Source organism: Thalassotalea sp. G20_0, from assembly GCF_017744175.1.
Lineage (GTDB): Bacteria > Pseudomonadota > Gammaproteobacteria > Pseudomonadales > Endozoicomonadaceae > Endozoicomonas.
On sequence record NZ_JAGHQV010000072.1, the window covers coordinates 1 to 15636 of the forward strand.

The 15636-nt window shown below is 47.7% G+C and carries 11 protein-coding genes; 9 read left to right on the forward strand and 2 right to left on the reverse strand.

Annotated elements, in window-relative coordinates; genetic code table 11:
* The 3 genes from J7438_RS23145 to J7438_RS23155 all read left to right on the forward strand — a co-directional run.
* Positions 1–541: IS982 family transposase (locus tag J7438_RS23145; RefSeq protein WP_209278446.1), on the forward strand; the 541-nt coding region annotated here is incomplete at its 5' end.
* A 104-nt stretch (positions 542–645) separates the two neighbouring features.
* Positions 646–924 carry a sigma factor-like helix-turn-helix DNA-binding protein gene (locus tag J7438_RS23150; RefSeq protein WP_209278447.1) on the forward strand — a complete coding sequence of 93 codons (279 nt, stop codon included), beginning with the start codon at positions 646–648 and terminating at the stop codon, positions 922–924.
* Entirely contained in the window at positions 921–1214 is a 294-nt protein-coding gene (locus tag J7438_RS23155) for a transposase (protein ID WP_209278448.1), read from the forward strand. Before J7438_RS23150 ends, J7438_RS23155 begins: the two co-directional genes overlap by 4 nt.
* 151 nt (positions 1215–1365) lie before the next feature.
* Here J7438_RS23155 and J7438_RS23160 read toward each other — a convergent pair whose 3' ends face one another.
* Positions 1366–1551, reverse strand: coding sequence for a hypothetical protein (locus J7438_RS23160; RefSeq protein WP_209278449.1), 186 nt, complete (start codon positions 1549–1551; stop codon positions 1366–1368).
* A 172-nt stretch (positions 1552–1723) separates the two neighbouring features.
* On the opposite strand from J7438_RS23160, the gene J7438_RS23165 reads away from it, so the two are divergent.
* The 4 genes from J7438_RS23165 to J7438_RS23180 all read left to right on the forward strand — a co-directional run bounded on the left by J7438_RS23165 (position 1724) and on the right by J7438_RS23180 (position 13466).
* Complete coding sequence (locus J7438_RS23165; protein ID WP_209278450.1) at positions 1724–8830, forward strand: ankyrin repeat domain-containing protein; 7107 nt, start codon at positions 1724–1726, stop codon at positions 8828–8830.
* Positions 8831–8921: 91 nt separating this feature from the next.
* Positions 8922–9548 (forward strand): sigma factor-like helix-turn-helix DNA-binding protein, encoded by a 627-nt coding sequence (locus tag J7438_RS23170; protein WP_209278451.1) that lies wholly within the window; start codon positions 8922–8924, stop codon positions 9546–9548.
* Positions 9549–9583: 35 nt separating this feature from the next.
* Positions 9584–9823 (forward strand): hypothetical protein, encoded by a 240-nt coding sequence (locus tag J7438_RS23175; RefSeq protein WP_286196853.1) that lies wholly within the window; start codon positions 9584–9586, stop codon positions 9821–9823.
* Positions 9824–10115: 292 nt separating this feature from the next.
* Positions 10116–13466 (forward strand): ankyrin repeat domain-containing protein, encoded by a 3351-nt coding sequence (locus J7438_RS23180; RefSeq protein ID WP_209278452.1) that lies wholly within the window; start codon positions 10116–10118, stop codon positions 13464–13466.
* 163 nt (positions 13467–13629) lie between these two features.
* On the opposite strand, the gene J7438_RS23185 is transcribed toward J7438_RS23180, so the two are convergent.
* Positions 13630–14610, reverse strand: a complete 981-nt coding sequence (locus tag J7438_RS23185) for a transposase (RefSeq protein WP_209278453.1) — start codon at positions 14608–14610, stop codon at positions 13630–13632.
* Between the two features lie 295 nt (positions 14611–14905).
* Here J7438_RS23185 and J7438_RS23190 point away from each other — a divergent pair, with 295 nt between their 5' ends.
* Both J7438_RS23190 and J7438_RS23195 read left to right on the forward strand, forming a co-directional pair.
* Positions 14906–15202, forward strand: coding sequence for a hypothetical protein (locus J7438_RS23190; protein WP_209278454.1), 297 nt, complete (start codon positions 14906–14908; stop codon positions 15200–15202).
* A 122-nt stretch (positions 15203–15324) separates the two neighbouring features.
* Positions 15325–15636, forward strand: a 312-nt coding sequence (locus J7438_RS23195) for a hypothetical protein (RefSeq protein ID WP_209278455.1), incomplete at its 3' end; no start/stop codon positions are given.

A 15636-nucleotide genomic window follows, 5' to 3' on the forward strand; every position in this document is an offset into this window, starting at 1 on the left:
CACGCCAATAGTCGTTTGTGATAATCACCGGATTAAAAGCCACAAGGTGTTCTCGGAAGAGGCGAAGCGAGGAAAAACATCTACAGGCTGGAAGTTTGGCTTCAAGCTTCATCTTGTCATTAACCATCTGGGGGATATTCTGTCGTTGTGTTTGACGCCAGCGAATACCGGTGATCGTAAGCCAGTACCCGGTCTCGTTGGAGAGCTGGCAGGCTGGCTTTATGGCGATAAGGGCTATATCTCAGAGAAGTTAGTTGCCTGGCTAAAAGAAAAAGGGCTGAAAGTGGTAACGAAGGTCCGGAAGAATATGAAGCCAAAGGCGCTAAAAGCCTTTAATAAAGCGATGCTGCGAAAACGAGCAGTGATTGAAAGTGTGAATGATCAATTGAAAAATATTTCTCAGATAGAGCACACTCGCCACCGTTCACCATTCAACTTTGCGGTAAATCTGACAGCTGGGCTGATTGCTTATACCCGGCAACCCAAGAAGCCCCATATTGATATAACAGTGCTGACTGAAGGGGTTCCTATGGCTTTATGAGCGTCGAACTCACGTTAGATTAGCCAGAATATTTCATAAACACCAGAGTTCCAAAGTAAACGACAGCTCTTCACCGTTGAAATCTGCCCGAATGGTTTTTTCATTTGAAGGGTAAAACTAAGCTTCGTGAAGTTTTCAGGCTCAAATTTGAGCACCACCTCAGTGAGCGAAAGATCGCCCAAAGCTGCAATATCTCCCGCTCAACCGTTAAAGATTATCTGGCCCGGCTTTCGGTTTCTGAACTGACCTGGCCACTGCCTGAATCGATTGATGAGCATACGCTGGAGCAGCATTGTTCACCGTCAAACCATCATCAGGCAGGAACAAGCAGGCTCAGCCTGACTGGAGTCAAATTCATCAGGCACTGCGGCACACTGGTATGACCCTGATGCGACTCTGGCAGGAGTACAAAACCTGTCATCGGGATGGTTATCAATACAGCTGGTTCAGTGACCAATATCGCTCATGGAAGAACCCGGTGGATGTGGTTATGCGGCAAAACCATATAGCCGGAGATAAGCTCTTTATTGACTACGCAGGTCAAACGATGCCTGTCGTTGACCAGTACACTGGTGAAGTACGACAAACACAGATTTTTGCCGCCACACTGGGAGCTTCCAACACCTTGCGCAAGGAACAGGCAAAACTGGCAAAGTCCGAACCTTCGTCTTAAGCTGCAAACCGATGCGTCGCTCCGCTTCGATGGGGGTGGCCGAATGTTTCCGGAATGGATGGCCTGATACTTCCGGAATCAGTGGCCGGATGTTAGTGGAATAGGTGGCCGAATGCTCCGGAATGCGCAGCCAGGCGCGGCGCAGTACCTTTTATCTCTTCTGAATAAATGCCTTCTGGCCAACACCCACAGATTCACCTATGACGGTAATAACCGAACCATCCCGAAGCTCTGCCTGACTGGTGCCATTGCCGTTATTAGCGGTCATGGTGGCTACAACCTGCGCCCCTTCAGTAATCATCGCTTTGAACTGTTGCCAGATATTTGTGGTTGCCATTGCTTGCATTCAGGATAAACGTTTACTGTCTTGTGAAAGTTGGTTTCGTACCTGTCTTTTTGATTTAACGACATACGTCTTGTTAAAAAATTATTTTTTCTGTTTTTTGTGGAACTCAATCTGCTGATTTTTGTCCTACCCACAGTTTTGAGTCAAATGGCAGGTTAAAGCAATGAATGGTGCCGGTGTAAACAGGACAGATGTCCGCTTTAATTGTTCTTCTATCTGTATAAATGACGAACATATCAGAGGACAATTTGGTGGACACTCACTGGTCGAAACATCTTGCAAACCGGAACCCCACGTTTTCCACCTGGGGTGCATCACCCGACACCTTGATGAGCAGAGTGAAACAAGTCTTGATCAACGCCGATGCAGTGAATGCGGGCAACCGGCACTGCCACTGATTCGTAAGGACGGGGAAAGCGACGATGACGACGAATCACCTTATTGTGAATCCCGAATGCTTAATGTCTGCCGTAGCGGTAATCTGAGAATGCTGAACCGGCATCTGGAGAAAGACAAGACGTTGGCTAATCAGCCTTACCGCTCGGCGCTCACCGATCATCCTGAATACCTGTTAGCTGTCGCCTTAAAGCACCAACATACGGATTTAGCCCGGACTTTGATCGACCACGGTGCCGATGTCAATGCCGCCGATCATCAGGGTGAGACGCCCCTGCACATTGCTGCCAGAAAGGGTGACTGTGAATTTTTCAATTACCTGAACGATCCGATACAGATCGATGCCACCGATGGGGAAGGTCAAACACCGCTGCATATTACCGCTGCCAATGGGGATAAAACATGCCTGAAAAAACTGATAGAAAAGGGAGCGAACGTAAATGCCACCAATAATAACGGCGAAACAGCCCTGCATATAGCCACCAAAATCAGCATCAGCGAGGGCCGTCAACAATGTGCTGCCATGGGCATAGATATCACTGGAACCCTTATTAACGGCAAGACCTTCGAACACTATACCATCGAAAAAGAAAACGACATTGGGTATCTGCGTGAGCTTGCTGATAACAGAGGAGTGGACTTTAATGCCCGTGATAACCACGGTATCACACCTTTGATGATAGCGGCTCTTTGGGGCAAATCAGATCACCTGACTTATTTGCTTGAAAGAGCGGATATCAATATCGCTGATAACAGCGGCAATACGGCATTGCATTTCGCCGCTTGTTGGGGGCAAACCGACTGCCTGAGAAAACTGCTTGATAAGAAAGTGGATGTCAATGTCAAAACACATACAGATGGTGCTACGCCCCTGCATATGGCCGCTCAGAACGGCCACATAGAGTCCGTCAATGAGCTGCTGAAAAATTATCAAACCTCAGTCAGTGAACAAATGAACGATGGCTGTACGCCTCTCCACTTAGCTGCTCGTAATGGCCAAAAAATGGCCATCCAGGCATTGCTGAACTTTGACCGCTCACTGGCCAAAGAGAAGGATAACAATGGCCAAACGGCTCTCCACTACGCTGTTTATAATGGCCAAACAGAGGCCATCCAGGCATTGCTGGACTTTGCCCCCTCACTGGCCCAAGAGAAGACTAACGATGCCCAAACGGCTCTCCACGCCGCTGCTCTTAAAGGCCAAATAAAGGCCATCCAGATATTGCTGTACTTTGATCGCTCACTAGCCAAAGAGAAGGATAAAAATGGCCAAACGGCTCTCCACTACGCTGTTTATAATGGCCAAACAGAGGCCATCCAGGCATTGCTGAACTTTGACCGCTCACTGGCCAAACAGAAGGATGACAATGGCCAAACGGCTCTCCACGCCGCTGCTTTTAAAGGCCAAACAGAGGCCATCCAGGCATTGCTGAACTTTGACCGCTCACTGGCCAAAGAGAAGGATAACAATGGCCAAACGGCTCTCCACTACGCTGCTCTTAAAGACCAAACAGAGGCCATCCAGGCATTGCTGAATTTTGACCGCTCACTCTCACTGGCCAAAGTGAAGGATAAGAATGGTCAAACGGCTCTCCACGCCGCTGCTCTTAAAGGCCAAACAGAGGCCATCCAGACATTGCTGGACTTTGACCCCTCACTGGCCAAAGAGAAGGATAAAAATGGCCGCACGGTTCTCTTCTACGCTGTGTATAATGGCCACACAGAGGCCATCCAGTCATTGCTGGCCTTTGACTGCTCCCTGGCCAAAGAGAAGGATAAATATGGCAGAACGGCTCTCGACCTCGCTGCTTTTAAAGGCCACACAGAGGCCATCCAGATATTGCTGGACTTTGCCCCCTCACTGGCCAAAGAGAAGGATGACCATGGCCGCCCGGCTCTCCACAAAGCTGCTCTTGGAGGCCACACAGAGGCCATCCAGGTATTGCTGGACTTTGACCCCTCACTGGCCAAAGAGAAGAGTAACATTGGCTGGACGGCTCTCCACTGGTCTGCTGAAATAGGCCACAAAGAGGCCATCCAGGCATTGCTGGCCTTTGACCCCTCCTTGGCCAAAGAGAAGAATAAGTTTGGCGAAACGGCTCTCCACTGGTCTGCTGTTAACGGCCAAACAGAGGCCATCCAGGCATTGCTGGACTTTGACCCCTCACTGGCCAAAGAGAAGGATAACGATAGCCAAACGGCTCTCCACTGCGCTGCTCTAAAAAACCAAACAGAGGCCATCCAGGCATTGCTGAACTTTGACCGCTCACTGGCCAAAGAGAAGGATAAGAATGGCCAAACGGCTCTCCACGCCGCTGCTCTTAAAAGCCAAACAGAGGCCATCCAGACATTGCTGAACTTTGACCCCTCACTGGCCAAAGAGAAGAGTAACCTTGGCTGGACGGCTCTCCACTGTACTGCTGAAAAAGGCCACACAGAGGCCATCCAGGCATTGCTGGCCTTTGACCGCTCCCTGGCCAAAGACAAAGAGAAGAATAAGTTTGGCGAAACGGCTCTCCACTGGTCTGCTGCTAAAGGCCACACAGAGGCGATCCAGACATTGCTGACCATTGCCCCTTCCCCGGCCAAATTGCTGACCATTGCCCCTTCCCTGGCCAAAGAGAAGGATAAATTTGGCAGAACGGCTCTCGACCTCGCTGCTTTTAAAGGCAACACAGAGGCCATCCAGACATTGCTGGACTTTGACCGCTCACTGGCCAAAGAGAAGAATAACAAAGGCCACACGGCTCTCCACAAAGCTGCTCTTGGAGGCCACAGAGAGGCCATCCAGACATTGCTGGACTTTGACTGCTCACTGGCCAGAGAGAAGGAAAACAATGGCCAAACAGCTCTCCACTCAGCTGCTTGTAAAGGCCACAAAGAGGCCATCCAGACATTGCTGGACTTTGACCCCTCACTGGCCAAAGAGAAGGATGACGATGGCCGCACGGCTCTCCACTGTTCTGCTGAAAATTGCCACACAGAGGCCATCCGAGCATTGCTGGCCTTTGACCGCTCCCTGGCCAAAGAGAAGAATAAGTTTGGCGAAACGGCTCTCCACTGGTCTGCTGCTAAAGGCCACAAAGAGGCCATCCAGACATTGCTGGACTTTGACCCCTCACTGGCCAAAGAGAAGGATAACCGTGGCCAAAGGGCTCTCCACTACGCTGCTTATTGGGGCTGCACAGAGGCCATCCGGGCATTGCTGAACTTTGACCGCTCCCTGGCCAAAAAAAAGAATAGAGATGGCTCGACGGCTCTCCACACAGCTGCTGAAAAAGGCAACACAGAGGCCATCCAGACTTTGCTGGACTTTGTTGACCCCTCCCTGGCCAAAAAAAAAAATAACCTTGGCCGTACGGCTCTCCACACAGCTGCTGAAAAAGGCAACACAGAGGCCATCCAGACTTTGCTGGACTTTGTTGACCCCTCCCTGGCCAAAGACCTGGCCAAAGAGAAGGATAACGATGGCTTGACGGCTCTCCACAAAGCTGCTGAAAAAGGCCACATAGAGGTCATCCAGACATTGCAGGCCTTTGACCGCTCCCTGGCCAAAGTTAAGGATAAGAATTGCGAAACGGCGTTCAATTTAGCTAAGGGCTTAAAAGAGACCGTCAAGGTATTAAAGAACTTTGCTGCTTCCCGGGCTGATCATGAAAAAGACAACAGTCCGCTCACAACCAACGTGAAGATCGACGATGCCAAAAAAGCTGACAAAACAGCTCAGGCTGGCTCTGTTGCCACTAACGATCCTGCCCCGACTGATAGTAAAACTGCGGTTGACTTTCGTAAAAAGTCATTCAATGAAGGCCCGGATACTTATCCGGCACCACGGGAACTGTACAATGAAGGCCCGGATACTGACCCGGAACCACGGGAACTGTCAACAATTGAGTCACCCGCTATCAGCGAAAACAGAACTGCTCTGGCTGATTCTGCTGCTGAGGAGGACAGCATAGTATACCTGCAGGAATATCCGCACCCCGGGGAAGTGAAGTCCAAAGACGTTGATGAGCTTGGGAAAACAAAGCTGCACCGTGCAGCTGAGGATGGCCAGGAACTACCTCTGTTAGCTCTAATCCCTACAGAGAATATCAACCAATCTGACAACAGTGGGAAAACAGCGCTGCATTATGCTGCTGAGAAGGGCCACCTACAATGTCTGAGACATCTATTCTCTGAAAAGAATATCAACCAACCTGACAACAGTGGAAAAACAGCGCTGCATTATGCTGCTGAAGCGCTGTATGATGCTGCTGAGGAGGGCCACGAACCTTGTCTGAAATATATAATCTCTAAAGTGAATATCAACCATCCTGACAACAATGGAAAAACACCGCTACATTATCCAATTTTAAACAAGGATGAGAAATTTCTGGAAGTATTATGTAAGGAATACCAGGATTTCTCGTCCACAAATATCAGTCATGCCCTGCGATTAGCCATCGATAAAAATTATGACAGTAAAAGTACAGAGTTACTGGTCAGTAGGATACCCCCGGAAGATCAGGACAAAACTGACGGTAAAACACTCCTGCACTACGCGGCAGAAAAAGGCAACAAAAATTACCTGGAAAAACTTCTGGATAAAGCGGAAAGGGAAAATAAATTGGAAAAATCCATCAATCTTCAAGATCATAAAAAGAGGACACCCCTGCACTATGCAGCCGAGAAAAAGTACAGAAATTGTCTTCAGTTAATACTGAAGAAAGACAAAGAATTAACATGCATCAATGCTAAAGATGAAAATGATGACACCCCACTGCTCCTGGCTGATACTGATGCATGCGTAAGAGAGCTGATAAAGGCTAAAGCTAATGTGCATGAGGAAAATAACAACGGTATAACGCTACTGCATCGTATAGCCATGTCAGAGAAGAGAATTAATTGGCTGAAAGAAAATTACAAATGTTTTAATTTTAAAAAGGTAAAGGTAAAGGAAAAGGAAAATGATATTGAAAAATCTGACATGGACGATAATAATCCGCTGCACTATGCAGCTTATAACGGTAATATAATGTTTCTGAAAAGGATCTGCGAAAAAGAAGGTAAAACTATATATAAATATTTCCATACTAATAATAAACAAGGGGTTTCACCACTGCTTTTTACTATTCATAATGATAACAAAAACGAAGGCCTGATAAAACTGATCAAAACCAAAAATATAATACAAGATAGTGACCAGCTTTCGAGGTTATTTCTGTATGCTGCAGCTTATGGCAAAAACTATTGCCTGGAAAGGTTTTTTGAAGAAAAGCTTGACGAAAAAATAGATATCAATCACACAGTTCAGAATAGTGGTATGGCTGCTTTGCACTATGTCATTATAGATAAATGTTGGAACCACAATAGTTCTAAGGAGGTTCAAGGATATAAAGAATGTCTTAAGTGGATACTCTGCTTCGATGACGTAGACGTCAATCTCCCAGATAACCAACGCAAGACACCATTACATTTGGCTGCCGAGGCAGACAATATTTATTGCCTGGAAAGGTTGCTAGACCAAAAAAAACACCCAGTTAAAATCAATGCTAGTGATCAACAAGGCAGGACACCATTACATTTGGCTGCCGAGGCAGACAATATTCGGTGCCTGATAGAGTTGCTAGACCAAACAAGACACCCCCCAGTTAATATCAATGCTATGGATAAGGAAAACAAAAAACCCCTGGATTTGGCTAAAGAACACTCTCTTTGCCAAGAAGCTCTGCAGGAGGACTGGAGGAATCTCAACGCCTGCGAACGCAAAGATAAACGTAAGTATTATCTCGACAAATATTTTGAAGGGCAAGACTATCAGACCAACTACCAAAATGAAAATGCTCACAGTCAAAGTAATCCAGTTGGCTTAAAAGATGGTTTTATTCGCTATCAAGAAAAAGTATTTATAGATGATGAAGTAGTTGAGTGCCTTAATGGCTTTAAAGTACAGTATCCACAATTGAATTTTATCCCTTGCCCTGAAGTTAACTCCTTTTTGGTTTTAGCAAAGGATGCAAAGGATTTTGTTGGTAAAATTATTAAAGGCAGCCCTGAAGATGCAATTTTCGGCTATTCCGGAATTAGAGGAAACCGCAATACCAAAAATCCTGAAGACCTGAAACAAATCTACGTTACCGTACAATTTATACCTGGCTCTGGACTATATGATTTATCACTGGATGGCTATCCTTTCCATATCGAAGGCACCAAAGATAAAATTATTAAATTCTTGGATAAATATAATAGATTCCATTTTACGGCAAAAAGTATTGAAAAAAAAGAGCAATCAAAAGCCAGAGTCAGTGTGAATATAAAGTTATGTCTGGATGATTTTGATCTGAAAAAAACAATGCGCAAATTTTTCCTAGCTATAATTCTAGACACTTTTGGCATACCATTAGAATCTATTGCTATTCAGGAAATTATTGAACATGCGGATTTACAAAGCTTGCTTAAGGGAATTTCTAATGCTGTTAACACTAGTAAGGAAATACTTCTGGAGCTCCTTCAGAAGGAAATTCGGGAGGAACTTACGAAGGAAGTTGTTAACACCGCAGAAAAAATGCAGGAAAATCTTAGTAGCAAAGTAGCAGAACAATCTGAAAAAATAGCATCCAAAAATATCAAAAGCGTCATCAATGAAATTCGCGATAAATTAGAAAGCCTCAACGAAACTGATGATATTTACAAATCATTGTCAAAAAATAATTTTGAGGTTTGCAGTGGCCCCATCAATTTACTGCATAACATCAAGAAAAATCAGAAAATTCAAATTGAATTTGACCGGTTTGAGTCATCAGACAGCTCCGCCCGTTTACAGATCAACTCAACCGGTAGCCAGGTAAAGTTCAAAGATTTATCTGAAGCATTGAAGGTGCTTTTTAAATAAAATAGATTAGCCAGAATATTTCATAAACACCAGAGTTCCAAAGTAAACGACAGCTCTTCACCGTTGAAATCTGCCTGAATGGTTTTTTCATTTGAAGGGTAAAACTAAGCTTCGTGAAGTTTTCAGGCTCAAATTTGAGCACCACCTCAGTGAGCGAAAGATAGCCCAAAGCTGCAATATCTCCCGCTCAACCGTTAAAGATTATCTGGCCCGGCTTTCGGTTTCTGAACTGACCTGGCCACTGCCTGAATCGATTAATGAGCATACGCTGGAGCAGCAATTGTTCCCCGTCAAACCATCATCGAACAAGCAGGCTCAGCCTGACTGGAGTCAAATTCATCAGGCACTGCGGCACCCTGGTATGACCCTGATGCGACTCTGGCAGGAGTACAAAACCTGTCATCCGGATGGTTATCAGTACAGCTGGTTCAGTGACCAATATCGCTCATGGAAGAACCAGGTGGGTGTGGTCATGCAGCAAAACCATATAGCCGGAGATAAGCTCTTTATTGGCTACGCAGGTCAAACGATGATTGTCGTTGACCAGTACACTGGTGAAGTACGACAAACACAGATTTTGTCGCCACACTGGGAGCTTCCATCTACACCTATACTAAAGCCACCCGGAGCCAATCGCTTCCGGACTGAGTCGGCTCACATGTACGTGCCTTTGACTACTTTGGAGGCACCCCCGGCACACTGGTTTCCGATAATTTAAAATCAGGCGTAAAACAGCCCCATCGGTATGAACCGGTGATCAACCCTGCCTATCAGGATCTGGCCGGGCATTACCAGGTAGCCGTTGTTCCCGCCCGGGTCAGAAAACCACAAGATAAGGCCAGGGTTGAATCTGTCGTACAAGTGGTTGAACGCTGGATACTGGCCAGACTGCGTGATCAGGCATTCTTTACCCTGCCGGCACTGAACAAGGCAATTCGCAGCCTGCTCGATGAACTCAAGGCTATCCAGCTGCCTTATATCTCTTCTGAATAAATGCCTTCTGGCCAACACCCACAGATTCACCTTTGACGTTAATAACCGAACCATCCCGAAGCTCTGCCTGACTGGTGCCATTGCCGTTATTAGCGCCTTGAACTGTTGCCAGATATTTGTGGTTGGCATTGCTTGCATTCCGGATAAACGATCACTGTCTATTGAAAATTGATTCCGTGCCTGACTTTCGATTTAAACGACAATCTTCTTATTAAAAATTCTGTTTTTTGTGGAACTTACCCTGCTGATTTTTTGTCCTACCGAAAGTTTGGGTCAATGGCAGACGAAAGCGATGGATGGTGTCGGTAGAAACGGGGCAGATGTCCGCTTTAATTGTTCTTCTATCTGTATAAATGACGAACATATCAGAGGACAATTTGGTGGACACTCACTGGTCGAAACATCTTGTAAACCGGAACCCCACGTTTTCCACCTGGGGTGCATCACCCGACACCTTGATGAGCAGAGTGAAACAAGTCTTGATCAACGCCGATGCAGTGAATGCGGGCAACCGGCACTGCCACTGATTCGTAAGGACGGGGAAAGCGTCGATGACGACGAATCACCTTATTGTGAATCCCGAATGCTTAAAGTGGATGTCAATGTCAAAACACATACAGATGGTGCTACGCCCCTGCATATGGCCGCTCAGAACGGCCACATAGAGTCCGTCAAGGAGCTGCTGAAAAATTATCAAACCCCAGTCAATGAACAGATGAACGATGGCTGTACGCCTCTCCACTTAGCTGCTCGTAATGGCCACACAGAGATCGTCAGGGCATTTAAGGAAATTGCCCCCATGCGCATCCGAGTTGATGTCAAGAATAACAATGGTGATACGGCTCTCCACGAAGCTGCTCGTCAAGGCCACACAGAGACCATCAACGAAATTCTGGCCATTGACTCCACCCTGGCCAAAGCGAAGAATAACGATGCCGAAACGGCTCTTCATTTAGCTGCTCGTCAAGGCGACACAAAGGTCATCATGGCATTGCTGGACATTGCCCTGGCCAAAGAGAAGGATAACGATGGCTGGACGGCTCTCCAATGGTCTGCTGCTAAAGGCCACACAAAGGCCATCCGGACATTGCTGGCCTTTGACCGCTCCCTGGCCAAAGAGAAGACTAACGATGCCCAAACGGCTCTCCACGCCGCTGCTCTTAAAGGCCAAACAGAAGCCATCCAGACATTGCTGGACTTTGACCGCTCACTGGCCAAAGAGAAGGATAAGAATGGCCAAACGGCTCTCCATTACGCTATTTATAATGGCCAAACAGTGGCCATCCAGGCATTGTTGAACTTTGACCGCTCACTGGCCAAAGAGAAGGATAACGATGGCTGGACGGCTCTCCACAAAGCTGCTGAAAAAGGCCAAACAGAGGCCATCCGGGCATTGCTGGCCTTTGACCGCTCCCTGGCCAAAGAGAAGGATAAATATGGCAGATCGGCTCTCGAACTCGCTGCTTTTGAAGGCCACACAGAGGCCATCCAGACATTGCTGGACTTTGACCGCTCACTGGCCAAAGAGAAGACTAACCTTGGCTTCACGACTCTCCACGCCGCTGCTCTTAAAGGCCAAACAGAGGCCATCCAGACATTGCTGAACTTTGACCCCTCACTGGCCAAAAAGAAGTCTAACGATGGCCAAACAGCTCTCCACTCAGCTGCTTGTCAAGGCCAAACAGAGGCCATCCAGGCATTGCTGGACTTTGACCCCTCACTGGCCAAAGAGAAGAGTAACCTTGGCAGGTCGGCTCTCCACAGCTCTGCTCATGAAGGCCACACAGAGGCCATCCAGGCATTGCTGGACTTTGACCCCTCACTGGCCAAAGAGAAGAGTAACCGTGGCTGGTTGGCTCTCCACTCAGCTGCTTGTCAAGGCCACACAGAGGCCATCCAGACATTGCTGAGCTTTGACCCCTCACTGGCCAAAGAGAAGAGTAACCATGGCCGGACGGCTCTCCACAAAGCTGCTGAAAAAGGCCACACAGAGGCCATCCAGACATTGCTGGACTTTGACCCCTCCCTGGCCAAAAAGAAGACTATCGATGGCCAAACAGCTCTCCACTCAGCTGCTTGTCAAGGCCACACAGAGGCCATCCAGACATTGCTGAGCTTTGACCCCTCACTGGCCAAAGAGAAGAGTAACCATGGCTCGACGGCTCTCCACAGAGCTGCTGAACAAGGCCACACAAAGGCCATCCAGATATTGCTGGCCTTTGACCGCTCCCTGGCCAAAGAGAAAAATAAGTTTGGCAAAACGGCTCTCCACCGGTCTGCTGTTAACGGCCACACAGAGGTCATCCGGGCATTGCTGGACTTTGACAGCTCCCTGGCCAAAAAGAAGACTATCGATGGCCAAACAGCTCTCCACGCAGCTGCTCGTCAAGGCCAAACAGAGGCCATCCATGCATTGCTGGACTTTGACCGCTCCCTGGCCAAAGAGAAGGATAGAATTGGCTTGACGGCTCTCCACTACGCTGCTGAAAAAGGCCACACAGAGGCCATCCGGGCATTGCTGAACTTTGATCGTTCCCTGGCCAAAGAGAAGAATAAGTTTGGCGAAACGGCTCTTCACTGGTCTGCTGCTAAAGGCCACACAGAGGCCATCCAGACATTGCTGGACTTTGACCCCTCCCTGGCCAAAGAGAAGGATAACAATGGCCGAACGGCTTTCCACTTCGCTGCTCTTAAATACCAAACAGAGGCCATCCAGGCATTGCAGAACTTTGACCGCTCACTGGCCAAAGAGAAGGATAACAATGGCCAAACGGCTCTCGACGTCGCTGCTCTTAAAGGCCAAACAGAGGCCATCCTGGCATTGCTGAGCTTTGACCCCTCACTGGCCAAAGAGAAGAGTAACCATGGCTGGACGGCTCTCCACAGAGCTGCTGAACAAGGCCACACAAAGGCCATCCAGACATTGCTGGCCTTTGACCGCTCCCTGGCCAAAGAGAAGAATAAGTTTGGCGAAACGGCTCTCCTCAGGTCTGCTCATAAAGGCCACACAGAGGCCATCCAGACATTGCTGGACTTTGACCGCTCCCTGGCCAAAGAGAAGGATATATATGGCTGTACGCCTCTCCACGCCGCTGTTCTTAAAGGCCAAACAGAGGCCATCCAGACATTGCTGGACTTTGACCCCTCACTGACCAAAGAGAAGGGTGACAATGGCCAAACGGCTCTCCACTCCGCTGCTCTTAAAGGCCAAACAGAGGCCATCCAGGCATTGCTGGACTTTGACCGCTCCCTGGCCAAAGAGAAGGATAGAAATGGCTTGACGGTTCTCCACTACGCTTCTGAAAAAGGCCACACAGAGGCCATCCGTGCATTGCTGAACTTTGACCGCTCCCTGGCCAAAGAGAAGAGTAGGTTTGGCGAAACGGCTCTCCACTACGCTGCTCATAAAGGCCACACAGAGGCCATCCGGGCATTGCTGAACTTTGATCGCTCCCTGGCCAAAAAGAAAGATAGAGATGGCTGGACGGCTCTCCACTACGCTGCTCATAAAGGCCACACAGAAGCCATCCAGACATTGCTGGCCTTTGACCGCTCCCTGGCCAAAGTTAAGGATAAGAATTGCGAAACGGCGCTCAATTTAGCTGGTTCTCGTCCAAAAACGCATTGGGTAACCACAATATGACTGTACGTACGTTTTAATATTTCCTGACATTCTAGAGCACCAAGAAAATTCTCTCCTTTTTTCTCTAATGTGGGACGGATATTTGAGAAAAACTCAAAAAGCAGATAGCAAACATCTTCCCATAATGCTGGGAAGCTACTTTCATTTAGCGTTGAGGTAGCTGTCAGGATGGTGCTGGATGCCTGGCCAGAATCACCAGGTTGTAACAGACAACCGATAACCAGCAATGAGCATCAAAACGTTCAGAGCCCTTGCAGTGGCAACGTGATAGTCCAAAACATCTTTTTAGCCAGGAAATTCCTGCTTCAATACCTGCCCGGGAGCGAAAGAGCGTTTTATACATATACTGACTTTTAGTCATCTCTTCGACTTCAAGTCCACGCTTCTTATTAAAAGCCACATCGCTGATTCCCATGGCCTTGGCTTTTTCCAAATTAGCGCAACACGCGTATCCGCCGTCACTGCTTGTCTGGCGAGGAACACGGCCATAAATTTCTTTTTGTCTTTCCATCATCGGAATGAATCGGTCAGAATCCGCTGGATTACCTTCCTCGATAACCAGATCCGGGATCAATCGACTTTTTCCCTGAACCAGGTTCAGTTTATGGTCATACTGCACTTGCCGCCTGTCTTTTACGATGATATCCGTATGGGGTTCATACAGGCTAACCACTTTCTCCCGGGCTGGCACCTTTTCACCCTTCAAGACCCTGCGCTCTGTCTGAGAGACTATTGCATCCACCAGGGGCAACAGGTGATCCACATCAGCCTGCCATTTTTCGGCATCATCAGCCAGGAGACACTGCCCCTGCTGACGGGCGTCTGCAAGCTTGACAGTGGCTTCAATAAGCACCTTCCGGGATTTTCGGGTCAACTGCAGCAGTTTTTTATAATGCTGATGCCGCTCTTCTTTGCCAGCGTAGATGCATTTTCTGGCCGCATCTTTTACGGCTCGGTTGTGATGGGTATATTCATAAAGCGGTGTCGCTGTCAGTGTTTGTCCTCGTTCAAGCAGCCGACAAATTTCTTTAACGGAACTGGCTAAAAGATCACTGTCGCAAGGTGGTTTGATATCGGATTCGGTGACTGTGCTGTCAATGGCTACAGTGCGTCCTTTCTCAATTCCCTGATCTTTAGCGGTCATTAGCTGAAGTTGTTAATCCGTTCTCATGTAGATGCCGTAAGGAGGCTGATGAGCCCATGCAAACTGGAACGACCTGGGCGCTGGTTTGGTTCGAGGCGACAGAAGTCTCGAAAGAGCATGGAGTCCATCAAAACAAACGACAAGTAGTCATAATCACAATTCAAATACTTTTTCAGGATAAAATCTCCAGTTTTCAATTGGTTGTGTTTTTGGACGGGAACTCGCTAATCAGAAAGCCCATATATTGAGGAAGAGTGCATTGAGCAGTCGTGGGTCGGGTGATAGGGGTGGCCGAATGTTTCCGGAATGGATGGCCGGATACTTCCGGAATCAGTGGCCGGATGTTAGTGGAATAGGTGGCCGAATGCTCCGGAATGCGCAGCCGGGCGCGGCGCAGTACCTTTTATCTCTTCTGAATAAATGCCTTCTGGCCAACACCCACAGATTCACCTTTGACGTTAATAACCGAACCATCCCGAAGCTCTGCCTGACTGGTGCCATTGCCGTTATTAGCGCCTTGAACTGTTGCCAGATATTTGTGGTTGCCATTGCTTGCATTCCGGATAAACGATCACTGTCTAATGAAAATTGATTCCGTGCCTGACTTTCGATTTAAACGACAATCTTCTTGTTAAAAATTCTGTTTTTTGTGGAACTTACCCTGCTGATTTTTTGTCCTACTCGAAGTTTTGAGTCAAATGGCAGGCTAAAGCGATGGATGGTGTCGATAGAAACGGGGCAGATGTCCGCTTTAATTGTTCTTCTATCTGTATAAATGACGAACATATCAGAGGACAATTTGGTGGACACTCACTGGTTGAAACATCTTGCCAACCGGAACCCCACGTTTTCCACCTGGGGTGCATCACCCAACACCTTGATGAGCAGAGTGAAACAAATCTTGATCAACGCCGATGCGCTGAATGCGGGCAACCGGCACTGCCACTGATTCGTAAGGACGGGGAAAGCGTCGATGACGACGAATCACCTTATTGTGAATCCCGAATGCTTAAAGTGGATGTCAAT